Annotated in this window: 19 protein-coding genes; 11 read left to right on the top strand and 8 right to left on the bottom strand. The window is 29.3% G+C overall.

Annotation, left to right across the window (positions count from 1 at the left end):
* The first annotated feature begins 391 nt into the window (after positions 1–391).
* Together DM444_RS01195 and DM444_RS01200 are read left to right on the top strand one after the other, a co-directional pair.
* Positions 392–793 carry a secretion protein gene (locus DM444_RS01195; protein WP_111283226.1) on the top strand — a complete coding sequence of 134 codons (402 nt, stop codon included), beginning with the start codon at positions 392–394 and terminating at the stop codon, positions 791–793.
* A gap of 587 nt (positions 794–1,380) precedes the next feature.
* The gene (locus DM444_RS01200) at positions 1,381–1,767 is read left to right on the top strand and encodes a secretion protein (RefSeq protein WP_111283228.1); all 387 of its coding nucleotides are present in this window, start codon (positions 1,381–1,383) and stop codon (positions 1,765–1,767) included.
* Between the two features lie 52 nt (positions 1,768–1,819).
* Here DM444_RS01200 and DM444_RS01205 read toward each other — a convergent pair whose 3' ends face one another.
* Positions 1,820–2,248 carry a hypothetical protein gene (locus tag DM444_RS01205; RefSeq protein WP_111283230.1) on the bottom strand — a complete coding sequence of 143 codons (429 nt, stop codon included), beginning with the start codon at positions 2,246–2,248 and terminating at the stop codon, positions 1,820–1,822.
* Positions 2,249–2,444: 196 nt separating this feature from the next.
* Between DM444_RS01205 and DM444_RS01210 the strand changes: the two genes are divergently transcribed.
* A complete protein-coding gene (locus DM444_RS01210; protein ID WP_111283232.1) occupies positions 2,445–2,822 on the top strand; it encodes a flagellar motor protein MotB in 378 nt (125 codons plus the stop codon).
* A gap of 226 nt (positions 2,823–3,048) precedes the next feature.
* On the opposite strand, the gene DM444_RS01215 is transcribed toward DM444_RS01210, so the two are convergent.
* Both DM444_RS01215 and DM444_RS01220 read right to left on the bottom strand, forming a co-directional pair.
* Complete coding sequence (locus DM444_RS01215; RefSeq protein WP_111283234.1) at positions 3,049–3,666, bottom strand: hypothetical protein; 618 nt, start codon at positions 3,664–3,666, stop codon at positions 3,049–3,051.
* 67 nt (positions 3,667–3,733) lie between these two features.
* Positions 3,734–4,141, bottom strand: a complete 408-nt coding sequence (locus DM444_RS01220; protein WP_095953131.1) for a helix-turn-helix domain-containing protein — start codon at positions 4,139–4,141, stop codon at positions 3,734–3,736.
* Between the two features lie 192 nt (positions 4,142–4,333).
* Between DM444_RS01220 and DM444_RS01225 the strand changes: the two genes are divergently transcribed.
* From DM444_RS01225 to DM444_RS01235, 3 genes are all read left to right on the top strand, one after another.
* On the top strand, positions 4,334–4,648 hold the full coding sequence (locus DM444_RS01225) for a hypothetical protein (protein WP_111283236.1): 315 nt from the start codon (positions 4,334–4,336) through the stop codon (positions 4,646–4,648).
* A gap of 338 nt (positions 4,649–4,986) precedes the next feature.
* On the top strand, positions 4,987–5,868 hold the full coding sequence (locus DM444_RS01230) for a hypothetical protein (protein WP_111283238.1): 882 nt from the start codon (positions 4,987–4,989) through the stop codon (positions 5,866–5,868).
* Positions 5,869–5,871: 3 nt separating this feature from the next.
* Positions 5,872–6,162, top strand: coding sequence for a hypothetical protein (locus tag DM444_RS01235; protein ID WP_111283240.1), 291 nt, complete (start codon positions 5,872–5,874; stop codon positions 6,160–6,162).
* A 292-nt stretch (positions 6,163–6,454) separates the two neighbouring features.
* On the opposite strand, the gene DM444_RS01240 is transcribed toward DM444_RS01235, so the two are convergent.
* The 5 genes from DM444_RS01240 to DM444_RS01260 form a co-directional block, all read right to left on the bottom strand.
* Positions 6,455–6,736: a hypothetical protein gene (locus DM444_RS01240; protein ID WP_111283242.1), complete on the bottom strand. Its 282-nt coding sequence runs from the start codon at positions 6,734–6,736 to the stop codon at positions 6,455–6,457.
* 168 nt (positions 6,737–6,904) lie between these two features.
* The gene (locus tag DM444_RS01245) at positions 6,905–7,699 is read right to left on the bottom strand and encodes a hypothetical protein (protein ID WP_111283244.1); all 795 of its coding nucleotides are present in this window, start codon (positions 7,697–7,699) and stop codon (positions 6,905–6,907) included.
* A gap of 277 nt (positions 7,700–7,976) precedes the next feature.
* The gene (locus DM444_RS01250; RefSeq protein ID WP_111283246.1) at positions 7,977–9,008 is read right to left on the bottom strand and encodes an AAA family ATPase; all 1,032 of its coding nucleotides are present in this window, start codon (positions 9,006–9,008) and stop codon (positions 7,977–7,979) included.
* Positions 9,009–9,010: 2 nt separating this feature from the next.
* A complete protein-coding gene (locus DM444_RS01255; protein WP_111283248.1) occupies positions 9,011–9,277 on the bottom strand; it encodes a helix-turn-helix domain-containing protein in 267 nt (88 codons plus the stop codon).
* Positions 9,278–9,464: 187 nt separating this feature from the next.
* Positions 9,465–9,737: a helix-turn-helix transcriptional regulator gene (locus DM444_RS01260; protein WP_111283250.1), complete on the bottom strand. Its 273-nt coding sequence runs from the start codon at positions 9,735–9,737 to the stop codon at positions 9,465–9,467.
* 109 nt (positions 9,738–9,846) lie between these two features.
* Here DM444_RS01260 and DM444_RS01265 point away from each other — a divergent pair, with 109 nt between their 5' ends.
* The 5 genes from DM444_RS01265 to DM444_RS01280 all read left to right on the top strand — a co-directional run bounded on the left by DM444_RS01265 (position 9,847) and on the right by DM444_RS01280 (position 13,397).
* Positions 9,847–10,419 carry a hypothetical protein gene (locus DM444_RS01265; RefSeq protein ID WP_111283251.1) on the top strand — a complete coding sequence of 191 codons (573 nt, stop codon included), beginning with the start codon at positions 9,847–9,849 and terminating at the stop codon, positions 10,417–10,419.
* Positions 10,420–10,895: 476 nt separating this feature from the next.
* Positions 10,896–11,531: a hypothetical protein gene (locus DM444_RS01270; RefSeq protein WP_111283253.1), complete on the top strand. Its 636-nt coding sequence runs from the start codon at positions 10,896–10,898 to the stop codon at positions 11,529–11,531.
* Complete coding sequence (locus tag DM444_RS23560) at positions 11,528–11,674, top strand: hypothetical protein (RefSeq protein WP_162614895.1); 147 nt, start codon at positions 11,528–11,530, stop codon at positions 11,672–11,674. The genes DM444_RS01270 and DM444_RS23560 overlap by 4 nt, the downstream gene beginning before the upstream one ends.
* Positions 11,675–11,867: 193 nt before the next feature.
* Positions 11,868–12,431 (top strand): tyrosine-type recombinase/integrase, encoded by a 564-nt coding sequence (locus DM444_RS01275; RefSeq protein ID WP_111283255.1) that lies wholly within the window; start codon positions 11,868–11,870, stop codon positions 12,429–12,431.
* A 153-nt stretch (positions 12,432–12,584) separates the two neighbouring features.
* The gene (locus DM444_RS01280) at positions 12,585–13,397 is read left to right on the top strand and encodes a Shedu anti-phage system protein SduA domain-containing protein (RefSeq protein WP_111283257.1); all 813 of its coding nucleotides are present in this window, start codon (positions 12,585–12,587) and stop codon (positions 13,395–13,397) included.
* The last annotated feature ends 77 nt before the right edge of the window (positions 13,398–13,474 follow it).

The raw sequence follows: 13,474 nt of genomic DNA on the forward strand, positions 1-13,474 counted from the left end.
TTAAGTTTTTTTTACCGCAAAGACGCAAAGAATTACGCAAAGTTCGCAAAGTTTTTTTCACAAAGCTTTGCGAACTTTGCGTTTTTATAAACCTCTTGCATAATAATTCTTAGCGTGCTTTGCGTAAATCTTAGCGCACTTTGCGGTTAAAAAACTCACTGCTTTTTGTAAATAAATCCTTAACCCATTGTAAACTTAAAATCAAGCAAAACATTAAAAAATAATTAACGAATTAACTAAAACAATAAAAATAATTCACATTTTAACCTATAACGGTTTCGTAAATGAGAATATAGCATAGAAATCGGAAAATACAGTTGCGCTTTTTCATGTATTACATAAGTAATTTAGCATCAGAGAATTAGAACTAATAATTTAAAAACTAAGTACCATGAAAAAGATTGCAAAAATGAGTTTAGTAGCTGCGTTGCTTTTCACAGGAATTAGCACTTACGCAATTGATGGAACGTCGGAGTTTACTCTTCACGTAATGAAAGCTAATGGAAAACTGATTACTTTCGCACTTAACAAAGTACAGAAAGCCAACTTAGCAATTTATGACAAGGACGGAACACTTATTTACTCTGAAACTGCTTCAGGTAAAGAAGGAATTTTAAGAACTTTTAGTCTAGAAGAATTTCCAGAAGGAACTTACTTCTTAGAAGTTGAAGACAGCGTAAAAAAAGCGAAATACGAGATCACAATTGGTGATACTGCTTCTTTATCAAGAAATGCAGTTTCTTATGCTTACAAAGCTGGTTTCGCTAAAAATTCGAGCGTTGCTGCACGCTAATTTTTATACTCCAAAAAGGTATAAAATAAGGTTAGAAAAAATTAAAAATAACATTTTTATTGTTTAAGAAACAGCTCTTGGTTGGTTACAGAGCTGTTTTTTTTTGCTTTATACTTATATTTTTTTTACCGCAAAGTTCGCAAAGATTTTTGTTTAAGATTTCGCAAGCTCAAAATTCACAAAATTTTATCCATATAGCTTTGTGAACTTTTTTATTTTATAAAATTACTGGAAAGAAACTTAGCGTGCTTTGCGAAAATCTTAACGCACTTTGCGGTTAAATTAATATAGCATTTTTGCTTATAGAGCTGTTTTTTTCATTTCTAAAATTGATGAAAAATGAATTTCAGCCTGAATTAAGAAAAGTATTCTGATTAATAAAATAAGTGACTTTAAAACACTTAAAAAAATATCAAAATTTTTAAAACCGCGAGCCCAGTAATTACGTACATAGTTCAAACAAAATGCAGAAATAGTTTCAATTCAGCAAGTTAAGCGTTAAAAAATGCCAATTTGTTGCTAAAAATTAAATTTGTATTTGTAGTTTTACGCGTTCCACATTTAGTAATTAACAATTTAAAAAAAACATGACAAAATTTACCAAAGCTGGTTTAGTTGCTGCCTTTTTTTTAGCGACTGTGTTTACCTATGCCATTGAAGGAAAAGGTGATTATATTTTAAACATCAAAACAGGAAACGGAAAAGTAGTTAGTTTTACTTTGGATACTGTAGAAAATGCATCTTTCTCTATCTATGATGAGAATCACAACTTACTTTATGCGGGAGAATCTGCAGCTGACAAGTTAGAAGTTTCAAAAACAATTAGTTTAGAAAGTTTTCCTGCAGGAACTTATGTTCTTGAAGTGAAAGCAAATGACAAAGTTGCGAAACACGAAATTAAAGTTGCTGCTAAAAAGGTTAAGACTGTAAAGTTAGACCAATCTGCTAATCAGAGTCCATCTTTCCGTCGTTAATTTTTTTGCCCTAAAAAATTGAAAAAGCAGCTCGTACCAGGAGCTGCTTTTTTTATTTTATTTCTTTTCTGAGAGTAGAACCAATTTTAACGAGTTTCCAAAAAACTTCAGCTTCATTGGTTATGATTATTTTTTGAGATTTCTGGTAAAATGACGAATGTCCAAAAGCATAGATATAATCCAATAAATCAATTAATTTGAAGCTTTGTCTGTATTCTGGTCTTATTTCATCGCTATTCACAAAACAAACGTTTCCCGATTCTTGTTCATCTAAAAACAATAATTTTAAATGATCTGAAAACTTCGTAATTATAGTATTATTTATAATAGATTTTTGGAATAAAGAATGAAGCATAAAAGACGATTCTGTGCAATTCTGCTGTATTTTTTGGATGTAAAGCTCCAAATCAGCATTAGCAGAAAATGCAATTTTATTGTCCTGCAAAGCTTCTATTTTACTGAAATATTCCTGTATTGTCATTTTGATTTCTTTACTGATATAAAGTTAAATCATAAATTTTACATTAAAATGCAGAAAATCAGCCATTTTTATGGCACTCAACAAAATAAGAAACCAAAAATGACGTTCTATGATTGATTACAGCAGCTTTTTGGCTGTCAAATTATTTTCAAAAACAATTAAAAACACGATAATACCACGCCCCAAACAAATACTCATGCAAAAGAAACTTCTCACCTTAGTGTTCTTAATTGTGCTTTCATTTGAGGCTTCTGCTCAAAATGAAGTTTATATAACAGAAAAAGTCAGCGACAAATATGCTTATGTCGATGCCATAAAAATCTACGAAAAAGTCGCTGCAAAAGGCTATAAATCTGTAGACTTGTTTCAGAAACTAGGAAATTCATCTTACTCCAAATATAAACTAGACAAAGCCGCCGAATGGTATGGCGAACTATTTGCTCTAACCTTAGATTTAGATCCAATTTATTATTACCGTTATGCAGAATCTCTACGTTTCATTTGCGAAAACGAAAAAGCTGATGCCATAATGGAAAAATTAAAACGCAAACCAAAAGCGATAGCGAAAAGTTAATTCAATAGAATTTATTATAAAAAAAAACCTCTCAGATTATGAGAGGTTTTTTTTATTTAAATCACAATCTTGTCATTTCGACCGAAGGGAGAAATCACACAACTAATTCCGTAAAGATTAGCAATTTATAATATCGAGCTTCTAGTGCGATTTCTCCCTTCGGTCGAAATGACAAAACTGTATGCAATTTTATCATTTTTGCTGAAACAAAGAGCTACCTTTCTGTTTAAAAATTGAATTGAAACTCATTTCCCTCCGGAGGATAACCAGCGTTCCATTCAAGGGTAATAATATTAGATGCATATTCTTCCATATTATCAAAACAATGCAATAAAATTGCCGAACCATTATCTTGTTTCACAATTCCTTCTATTGCTTTAAAGGAATACTCATAACCTTCATCATCCAATGCTCCAAGATCAAATACAATATCTTTCTTTTTTGAAAGAGCCGCATATAGAGTTAACAGCTTTTTAGGCGTGCCTGGAATTTTCTCTAATCTTGTTTCGGGCGTTATCCATTTCCATTTATCTTCAAATATTTTTTGACATAATGGACTCTTAAGATTTGCATTTTTCTTAAGGTATCTTTTTACTGTTAAAGGGAAAAAAGTATCCCTGAAGGAAGATCTTTTAAAATACTCAACAAAGGTCATTTTTCTATACAAGGTCACGTTTTCATGCTTGATTTTACCACAAAAAATATCCCTGAGAAAAATCTCTGCATCGTATAAATGTTTTCCGTTGTACAAATACAAAACGATTATTTCACCTTCATACAAAGTAAAAGGCGGTATATAATAAGTATCTGTCTTAATTCCTTTATTTTCTAAGACTATTTTCAATAATTGGAAAGTTTTAAAATGAGAAAAGCACCCGCCGTGGCAGATGCTTTTTATTTCTATTCAATTACTATTTCTCTTTTAGCAATTTTTCTAAATATTCTATTTTGTCTTTTTCTGACTGAAGCAAACGTTCGTAAAGCTTTTTATTTTCTTCTACCGTTTCCATTAATTTATCTAACGGATTGAAAGTGCAATTATTAAGTCCGAAATAATTATTGGGACTTTCATTAAAAGTATTGAAATAATTAATTGCCGCTTCGTCCGAAAAATTCTTAATTGCTTCAACTGTTACACCAAGTGCTTTTGCAACCTCAACTAGTTTTTCGTCATCAATAGTTTCGCTATTTTCCATAGCCGAAATCGCCTGCTGATTTGTTCCTAAAGCTTGTGCCAAAGCTTCCTGTTTCATATCACGAAGTTCACGAATACGGCTTATTTTTCGCCCTATATGATTTGGTTTTGTTAGTGTGCTCATAATTCAAAGATAATAATAAAGTGTCAAAATCGGTAAAATGTAAAAAACAGATTTTACGCCGTGCGATACGACAAAAAATGATTTGGTACAGAAAAATCTATTTCTTCCTTCGCCGAATCAAACAAAAGTACAATTTTTCTTATAATATTTTTATAAAAGTCAAATTGTAAACTATTTAAAAATATACGCCTTATGGAAACGAACCAAACAGAAAAGCTACAAAAACTGCAAAAATTAACCGCTCAGTATTTTACAACGCTAAAACCAACCAATGAAGCCAATTCTTATACCGCACAATTTAAAGTGGTCAATTATTTAGAACTCGGCTGCCTCATTACCGATTTACTCAAATTATGCATTCTGGCACTTGATAATGATATGCATAATTTTTCTAAAAAAGATAAAAGTGCAACTATTAATGTGAGTCTTATTTTAGAAACGATTCTGCATTTGTTTCCTATGGATGAAATGGAGTTTTTGGGGTTTGTTGGGGAGGTTGTTGAATAGTTATATTTCAACCCAATTAACACACACTCTTGTCATTTCGACGAAAGGAGAAATCACACAAGTAATTCCGCAAAGATTTGTGACTTGCTTTGTCGAGTTTCGAGTGTGATTTCTCCCTTCGGTCGAAATGACAAACTTTATGGAATTTTGTTGTTTTGCTGGCGCTAGCGTCTCGCTCGTGCATTACTTTGCGTCCACGAGCGAGACGCTCCCACAATTAAAGGAGGAATAATTAACTTTAATTTATCTTATTAACAAGATTTTTGTTAACAAACAATAAGCTATCTTTATAATATAACAAATGAATTAAGTAAGTTTGGGTCATAATTCAAATTTACATGACATTTAATTATTACGAAATTGGAAAAATTCTTTGGAATAGTTTTTTAGCCGCTTTTAAATGGAATATTTGGAAGTGGTTTTTTGGAAGTATTGGTGCATTTGGAGCGACTTTTCTAATAGGTAAAAATCTATTTAAATTAGATCTTCAAGAATCTATTATTTGGGGAGCCATTATTATTATTATTTTATTTCTTTTAAGGTTTGTTCTTATTTTTTTTAAAGAAAGTTTGAAATACTTTCATGAACAATATAAAAATTCAAATTATGGAGATGCTATCATTTTATTAAATGAATGTTTCGCCGCTATGCATAATTATAGAAAAACTCCTGGTCATGATGATGAGGAATTTGTAAAAAGCATGTTATTATTGTGTAATAATTTAAAAATAATTTTTACAAATCTAGTAAAAGCCGAATGTTCTGTATCTATTAAAGTTCCAATTGCGGATGATTCAATAAAACCTCAAACTTTATTATCTAATTTAGTTAGAGATATAGATCATCGACCAAGAGATACTGAGCAGTATTCGAAAATTGAGCACTCATTATTAGGAAATACAGCTTTTAGTTATTGTCTTAATAAAGTATCAATTAAATCTAAAAAAAAATGTTATAAAAACAATAACGTAAACAAAACGGAAAATTACGAAAATACTAGTAAACAGTGTTATGAAAAAGAAGTGTTGCCTTATAATAGTGAACTTGTATATCCTATAACTCCAATTATTGATGGAAATCATATTTGTTTAGGGTTTATATGTATTGATTCAGTAAAAACGAATGCATTTGGTAGCAAATATGAAATTGCAATTTTAGAAGGAGTTGCAGATGGAATATTTGATATCATAAATGAGAGAAATCAATTCAAAATACAATAGAAAATGGCTCAAAAAAAGATTAATCTAGAAAAATTTAATGCTATCGAGATGATATCATCAAATGAAGAGAATGCAATTTATAGAGTATTAGTTTCGCCAAATTCGTTAAAAAATATGACTGCAGAAGAGAAACAAAAATTAAAACGAAACATTACAGATACAACTGTTCAGTTTTTCGATGTAAACGACCTAAATAGATTGAAAAAAATTGAAGAGGATATAACATGTGAGTATAAAGACAACAAAAAGAAGAAAAACTTATTTGAGTTTCTATATAATTTTTTAGAAATTTAGTCTTCAAGCCATATTTCATAATACTTACATAACAAACTTCAATTGTTGTTTATTCATATGAATGATTTTTATTTTTTTATGATATAAATAAATGCTTTAAAAAACAATCAACAACAAAAACGCACTTGATTAAATAATCAAGTGCGTTTTAAATTTTTAATTTTATATTCTACATATTCCTTCTATACTGTTTTACCTATTGTTTATTGGGAAATAATACACTTTTAGTCAACCATTAGTCAATAAAATAAGTATTTTTAAAACATTTCAGAAATGTTTAGAGTATAACCTTTTAGGTGAGTCTAATTAATCGTATGATTTCCATTCTATCAGTCTGAATTGAAATCAAAATTACATTAGCAACATTTTCGCTTTTAACAAGCGTTATATTTTTTGATAATTCTATTGTTTTTTCGCTTTCAATCCAAGTTGTTTTTTCAGAATAAATTACTTTAGTGTAAAATTGTTTATGCTCTGTATCAATATTTGTTGCCAACGAAATATCATTATTCTCAATAACCAACTTATAGTATTCATTATACCAAGTCCCAATTAAATCATTTTGTACTATCATATTCTATTTAATATATTTTTTTATCTAAAAAATTACCCCCGACTCTATTTTCCTATAGAGTCGTTAGGATGAATTTCAAAAATACAAATTTACAATTTATGACTAAGTATAATTTAACAAACTCAAATAATTTAATTACCAATAACATGCTTAAATCAAACATCTAAATTAATTAGTGGAACTTCCTTTAGAAATTTTCAGTTTATTTTGAATTTTAATTTGACTCTCTTTTACACTTTCTAAAACTTTCATTGTTTGTTGCTGTAAATGTTTCGTACTATCAAGCCTATCCTCTAATGATTTCTGTTGTGAATCATTAAGCTTAACATTTTGTTCCTGTTCTACCTGCATTTTTCCATACTTTACTTCTTGGATTCCGATATGAATTTCCCAAAAGCTAAGTATTGTAGAAATAACCAAAGCACCAACTGCGATATACAAATTGCGTTTATTTATTTTACTATCAGAAATTACTTGCGCTCTTTCTCTATCTGCCTGAACTTGTTCATTTGTTTTGTAGTCATTATCTACAAAATCAACCAAAGGCTGTCCCACTAGAATAGATTTAAGCGAATAATCCAAAAGCAAAGATTTTATATTTGGGTCATGGATTGTTGCTGAAACAAATGCATGACCTATTACTAATTGTCCATATCTTATTTGTATTGGAAGCGGTGCCTCCAAAAAAAGGCTAACATAGCTGGAATTTTGTAGGTCTTTCAATAAATTAACGACAGTAACGATTTCCAATGTAAGAATCCGCACTTCATCTTCCAAAGTCCCTTGATTATAAAATTGCATATCAGCTCGTATTTCTGCTAAATCATTTTTATAATCAAGAAATATGTCCTTGTTAGCAAGTCTGTAGTCAATAATAGAAGCCACATTGGATACAATACCATTGTTATGATAATATATTATTCTTCTCAATATTTCTCTCTCAAAATTGTTGATTTCTCTCATAGTTTGCTAATTTAAGCCTTAAGGTAATTCAATCTTATTATAATAATCGGATAGTAAAAACATTTTTTTAACATCTTGAGACTATTTTTAAATTACGCTAATATAGAAACATTTTACCCATAAAAATTATAACTTATTATATTATCAAAAAAGACTCTTATACAATGCGTATAAGAGTCTAAATCTCAATTTTAACTTAATAAAGTAAGCATTAATCCTTGTTTTCTGTTCACGATGTTCATTATAAAAACCGTGAACATTATGAACACAGCGAGTTTTAAATATTTAGATATTTATTCACCGCTCCTAATGAAATACCTAACACATCTCTAATTTCTCTCTGTGTTTTACCAATAGCGCTTAATGCTTTAACTTCTCCAATAAGTTCTTCTCTATCCGATTTCTTAAATTCTTTTAGATGATTTCTCTCATCAGAATAATCCAAAAACTCAAATTCCAGAAAATTTTCATGCTTTGAAATTTGGCAAACACACACATTTTCAGAATCATAAATTTGCTCCGTATTTCGCTGTTTTAATTGTTTCAAATATCTCAAACCAGACTCAAACGAACTTTGTCCAATTGCAAATGCACTATCACAAAAATTACCTAGCATTTTACTTCCTGCGATATCATTAATAGTTAACGGTTTTGACAAATCTCTTTTTGGAGTATGTCCAAGGACTAAGATTGATAGCCCATATTTACTTTTTAATGCCTTCAATTGTTTCATTAACGGCAAGGCATCCTTAGCTGATTCATTCCCATTTCTAAGAAAAGTTATATTATCTATAATAATTATTTTTGCATTAGTTGAAGTAATTGAATTTTCTAAGGAATCGCAAAGAAAACCTTCAAAGTCCTGACCATCTGGAATTTCAATATCACTATCTATTTCTATTCTTATAAAATTATTATCAAAATCATAATGTTCGCTATATTCTTTAGAGTATCTGTTCTCGAATTGCTTTGTTGACAGTTCGAAATCAAAATACAAAATAGTCTGCTTTGGTGCATCTAAATTGAAAGGAGGTATTGCTTTACTTTTACTTATACTATTTCCAATCTGGACTGCCAAAATAGATTTACCCAAATTAGTATCTGCAAACAAAATACATAATTCCCCTTCAAACCAAAATTCACCAAAAAGCATTTTTGGTATAGGTCGCATCTTGGCTTCTTCAATCCACTTAGACGCTCTTTTAACGGTAAATAAGCCTATTTTTTCATTCCTTTCTTTTGAAATCACATCGTTACTATCTAAATCTACCCTTCCTAAAACCTCAACTCTATAATCTATGCCTTCCATAATTATGAATTAATAGGTTTGACAGCTTCTAAAACTTCATTACGCTTATAATAAACACGATTTCCTATTCCGTAGCTTTTTAATTTACCGCTTTTAGTATGCTTCCACAAACTGGTCTTATTAAATGACAGAAGTTCGCAAACCTCATCTCTAGTTAAAAAAACCTCTGATGTTTGTAATTTATCTTGACTTGATTTAAACATTAGTTCTTTTAATGCCTCTGCAAGTTGTTCAATTGTGATACCGTTTAATAAAATTTGATTATTCATTATTATCATATTTAAGATTATGATGCAAATGAAGATTAGGTTTTTTCTAGGGTTTCCCTAATTCGTGGAATTGAAGATTGAATAAAAAATAAACAACTAATAATCAGTTATTTTTTAAAAAAAAAAAAAAAAAAGCCACTCTTTTCAAGTGGCTACATACATATAATATTGTTTTTAATAGTATGATTTATTTATTCGAAGTTGGTTCTAATTCAAAATTAAATAATTCACTAAGTGGGACATCTAATGTTCTAGCGATTTTAAAGACAGTACTTATTGTAGGATTTATCCTGACTGTTTCAATTCTTGCAATTTGTGACAACGTTAGTTCGGAACGTAAAGCGAGTTCTTCCTGTGATATCTTTTTTTCAGCACGTACTTCTTTTAGTCGCTTCGCAAACAACCGTAAACCTTCTTCGTCAAAGATTAATTTTCTCGATTTATTATCATCTTTTTTCACTTTATCAAAATGAAGATATAAATACCAAAATAATTATAGCACTTGTGCTATAATTTATATATTTGTCATGCGATAAGAAATAACACTAACAACAAAAACAAAATCACAAATGAGAAAAACATTTTTAGAAAAAAGAAATCAGCCATTAGGTTACAAGATAATTTTTAGATTTCTCTTAATCCTGATAGTTTCTATCTCATCTATCAGTTGTAACAATCTACCTCCAGATTTACAAGCCAAAAGAAAAGCATGCAGTGTCGAGTATGAAAAACTTATAGCCAGAGAAGACACAGTAAAAATGGATTGGGAGTATGATAAATTAATTACTGATTATACTAAACTAAAAAAAGATGTAATAACTTATACTTCCGAATCCAATAAAAGAGGTTTCCCATCAAATAACGATGAAATACTAAAAGGTATAAATCAAAAAATAGCGTATTTTGAGAAAATATCTAAACCTATTGAAGAATATTCAAATTACGGCACATCAAGTAGTGGCTCATATTCTTCAAGTAAAAGCTGTTCATGGTGTGGGAAATCTTTCAGCGGTGAGCATTATACTCATTTAGGAAAAATGTCTGACTGTTATAGTACAAATTCAACTACTTCAATAGGTATTTATTGCTCTAGAAAATGTTGTAGTGAAGCCCGTAGAAGTTCCTGCCCAACATGCCGATAATTTAACTATCAAATACTGCCACTAACCATCCTATAAGGGATGGTTTTTCATTTTTGTACCTGAAGCACCTGTTTAAGCGACCATCTAATTAAATAAATTGTTAAACTAGGACACGTATCGTCAAAATGAGACTATTTACATTCAAGCCCTCCCTTTCGCCTTGCTCCCCCTATTTATCAGTCATTTCAGTAAATTTAAAATCTTGTTACTGCTCTTTTATTACCAAAAATAAAATCCAATTCAACCATTACAATCATACTGTAAACAAATTTTTGGGAAAATTTCATCCATTTCAGAGCTTATTGTATCACTTTGACACAGTAATTTATCACATGTAAAAAATATTTTTCAAGAAAAAGTCTCAATAAGCTACACTTTTTAGTTTATGCTTCGTATTTATTATTAAATGCTTGAATAAACCCCTTGTATGGAGTTCTTGTATTTTAACAATAATAAAAAGAATTAATAAGTTAATAATGAGATTTGAAAATATAATAGAATTTAAAAACACTATAAAAGCTAGTAAAAGCAAAATATATCGATTCTATCAAAAAAATGAAGAGTTGTTTTCTGATACTATTTTGAAGAAGGGAAAAAGATTATTCCCCATAGAACATGCACGTTATTTTGATAGCGAAATAATGTTTGATGAAAACAAAATACTAAGACAAGAAAATCAGTCTATGCGAAATCTAATTGATTGTTTAGAAGATAAAAACAGTCTGCAATATACCTTTTGGCAGATGGAATGGAGTTTCTTTTTTACTATTGCATATAAGCTTGACCGTAAAAAGAACAGCTGTTTTAAGCAAATGCATGGAGTCTACGATTATTTGATAAAAAAATACGGTAATGCAACTGATTTACGAATCTTCTTTACAACCGAGCCATTTAACAATCGTACAGGTTATCACAATCATTTTGCCATTTATATCGAAGATAAAAAGCTTCATGAAGAAATAATTTTAGATATTCAGGAGTACTTTAACTACGACCGAATTGATTTTGGCATCTACGACCGTTATAAGGCTGGATTATTTTATATGTCAAAAGAGGGGTTAAATGGTGAAGATTGGGATTTTATAAGCACTACTAAAACATTACTTTCATGAGAGTAATATTAACCCTAGCTCAATTAAAAAAAATTCTTAAAACGGAAAAATTAAAATTTCCTATCAGTTATAAAGGAACTAACTTCACATCTGAAGAACTTTCTGAGCTTTCTCAATTACTTGTATCAAAGTCGCATTCATAATTCAAATTTCCATATCATACAAAAGTTTCACTTCTAACAATAGTGAAACTTTTTTATTTTGACTAAAGCCCCATAAACAAAGAGCTCGCAAAGTTTTTAAAAAATTAGGACGTATAAAAGTTTCACTTTTGATTAAAATAAATTGTTTTTGAAACTTTTATAATTATCTTTACAGTAATAAAAAATTATAGTTATGAGCGTTAAAAATTCAATCACTACTAGCGATTATCTAAATTTTGATTCGACATTGAACAAAGCAATGAAAATCATCAAAACTGAAAAAAACTATAAATTAGGTTTTTTAATAGTTTTTGGCATAAATGCTGGATTGAGAATTTCTGACATTCTGAAATTGAAATTTGAAGATTTAGAAAATGATTCAATTTCGTTAGTAGAATCTAAAACTAATAAGAAACGCGTTATTCGGTTAAACGACAATATAAAGAATGCCTATGAGCTTCTTAAAATAAGGACACATGTAAGAACTGGTTACATTTTCACTTCAAACCAGTCAACAATAATAACTGTTCAATACATAAACAGAAAGCTAAAAGAAATATTTGGAACTAAAAACATTGCCGTTAGTAGTCATTCATTAAGAAAAACATTTGGTCGTCAAGTATGGAGCAATAACAATGAAACGGATAAAGCATTACTATACTTAAGTGAGTTATTCAATCATTCATCTCCAGCGATAACAAAAAGATACTTAGGAATTAGACAAGAAGAGCTTGATGATATTTACATGAATTTGTAAGGCTATTCAATAAAAATATTTATTTTTACTAAAACTCTAAACTTGATTTAGAACTTATTTAAAATTAAACTGAGTTACTCTGTTTAAAATAATTGAAATAAGTTACATATCAGGTATTAAAATATTTTGTGAAATTTTTGTAATAAATATTATATGAGCTTATTTGAAAAAAATTACCTAGACCTCTCTGATGACGAGAAAATAGCAATTGAAAAAATCAGAGAAGAGAATGAGCCAAAATTTTTAATACGAGATTTTAAAATAATGAGTGAGAGGATGGAAATTTATAATAATTATCCATTTGTTATAAACTATAATTCACTCTTCCCAAAAAACCACCTCAATACAGTAGAATTAAACAAAAATAAAATTTCAAATATTGCTACAATACAGAAGCTCACTGCCCTTTTAAATTCAGATATTTCAGAAAGAGATATCCTTAATTTTATTCGAAATGAAAGGGCTTATTTTATAATTGGCTCGATTTTGCTAAATTATACAATATATGGGCACCACGATAGATACATTTTTCCAGAAATTGAATTGCCTCCAAATTTTCAAGCAGACTTTTTATTAATCGGCAAAAATTCTCAAGGTTATCATTTCTTATTTATTGAACTGGAAAACCCGTCAGGCAACATAACCTTAGCCGACGGAAGTTTTGGAAATGCTCTAAGAAAAGGGCTAAATCAAATTGAAGATTGGAGAGATTGGCTAGAAAACAATTTTAATGGATTGAGAAAAGCAATTGAAAAATCAAATATCTTAAATAAGGAACTTCCAAAAGAATTTTATGAATATGACAGTACAAGAATAGAATTTTTAGTAATAGCAGGCAGAAGGAGTGACTTCAATGAAAAAAGTAATCGCCAAAAACGTAAATTTAGACGTAATGGAATCACAATATTACATTATGACAATTTGTTAGAAGAAGCTGAAAATCTAATTAAAAATGGGCATTATTAATTCTGCCATTTATTTTTTTGAAAATTTTCAATTCCTAAAAAGTATTAAACCACTTTCCTAAGCAACAAAAATACCAA

The organism is Flavobacterium ginsenosidimutans (assembly GCF_003254625.1).
Lineage (GTDB): Bacteria > Bacteroidota > Bacteroidia > Flavobacteriales > Flavobacteriaceae > Flavobacterium > Flavobacterium ginsenosidimutans.

Excerpts from the sequence above, each read along its gene's own strand:
- DM444_RS01195 (WP_111283226.1), top strand. The coding sequence starts at position 392 with ATGAAAAAGATTGCAAAAATGAGTTTAGTAGCTGCGTTGCTTTTCACA.
- DM444_RS01200 (WP_111283228.1), top strand. The coding sequence starts at position 1,381 with ATGACAAAATTTACCAAAGCTGGTTTAGTTGCTGCCTTTTTTTTAGCG.
- DM444_RS01205 (WP_111283230.1), bottom strand. The coding sequence starts at position 2,248 with ATGACAATACAGGAATATTTCAGTAAAATAGAAGCTTTGCAGGACAAT.
- DM444_RS01210 (WP_111283232.1), top strand. The coding sequence starts at position 2,445 with ATGCAAAAGAAACTTCTCACCTTAGTGTTCTTAATTGTGCTTTCATTT.
- DM444_RS01220 (WP_095953131.1), bottom strand. The coding sequence starts at position 4,141 with ATGAGCACACTAACAAAACCAAATCATATAGGGCGAAAAATAAGCCGT.
- DM444_RS01225 (WP_111283236.1), top strand. The coding sequence starts at position 4,334 with ATGGAAACGAACCAAACAGAAAAGCTACAAAAACTGCAAAAATTAACC.
- DM444_RS01230 (WP_111283238.1), top strand. The coding sequence starts at position 4,987 with ATGACATTTAATTATTACGAAATTGGAAAAATTCTTTGGAATAGTTTT.
- DM444_RS01235 (WP_111283240.1), top strand. The coding sequence starts at position 5,872 with ATGGCTCAAAAAAAGATTAATCTAGAAAAATTTAATGCTATCGAGATG.
- DM444_RS01240 (WP_111283242.1), bottom strand. The coding sequence starts at position 6,736 with ATGATAGTACAAAATGATTTAATTGGGACTTGGTATAATGAATACTAT.
- DM444_RS01245 (WP_111283244.1), bottom strand. The coding sequence starts at position 7,699 with ATGAGAGAAATCAACAATTTTGAGAGAGAAATATTGAGAAGAATAATA.
- DM444_RS01250 (WP_111283246.1), bottom strand. The coding sequence starts at position 9,008 with ATGGAAGGCATAGATTATAGAGTTGAGGTTTTAGGAAGGGTAGATTTA.
- DM444_RS01255 (WP_111283248.1), bottom strand. The coding sequence starts at position 9,277 with ATGAATAATCAAATTTTATTAAACGGTATCACAATTGAACAACTTGCA.
- DM444_RS01265 (WP_111283251.1), top strand. The coding sequence starts at position 9,847 with ATGAGAAAAACATTTTTAGAAAAAAGAAATCAGCCATTAGGTTACAAG.
- DM444_RS01270 (WP_111283253.1), top strand. The coding sequence starts at position 10,896 with ATGAGATTTGAAAATATAATAGAATTTAAAAACACTATAAAAGCTAGT.
- DM444_RS23560 (WP_162614895.1), top strand. The coding sequence starts at position 11,528 with ATGAGAGTAATATTAACCCTAGCTCAATTAAAAAAAATTCTTAAAACG.
- DM444_RS01275 (WP_111283255.1), top strand. The coding sequence starts at position 11,868 with ATGAGCGTTAAAAATTCAATCACTACTAGCGATTATCTAAATTTTGAT.
- DM444_RS01280 (WP_111283257.1), top strand. The coding sequence starts at position 12,585 with ATGAGCTTATTTGAAAAAAATTACCTAGACCTCTCTGATGACGAGAAA.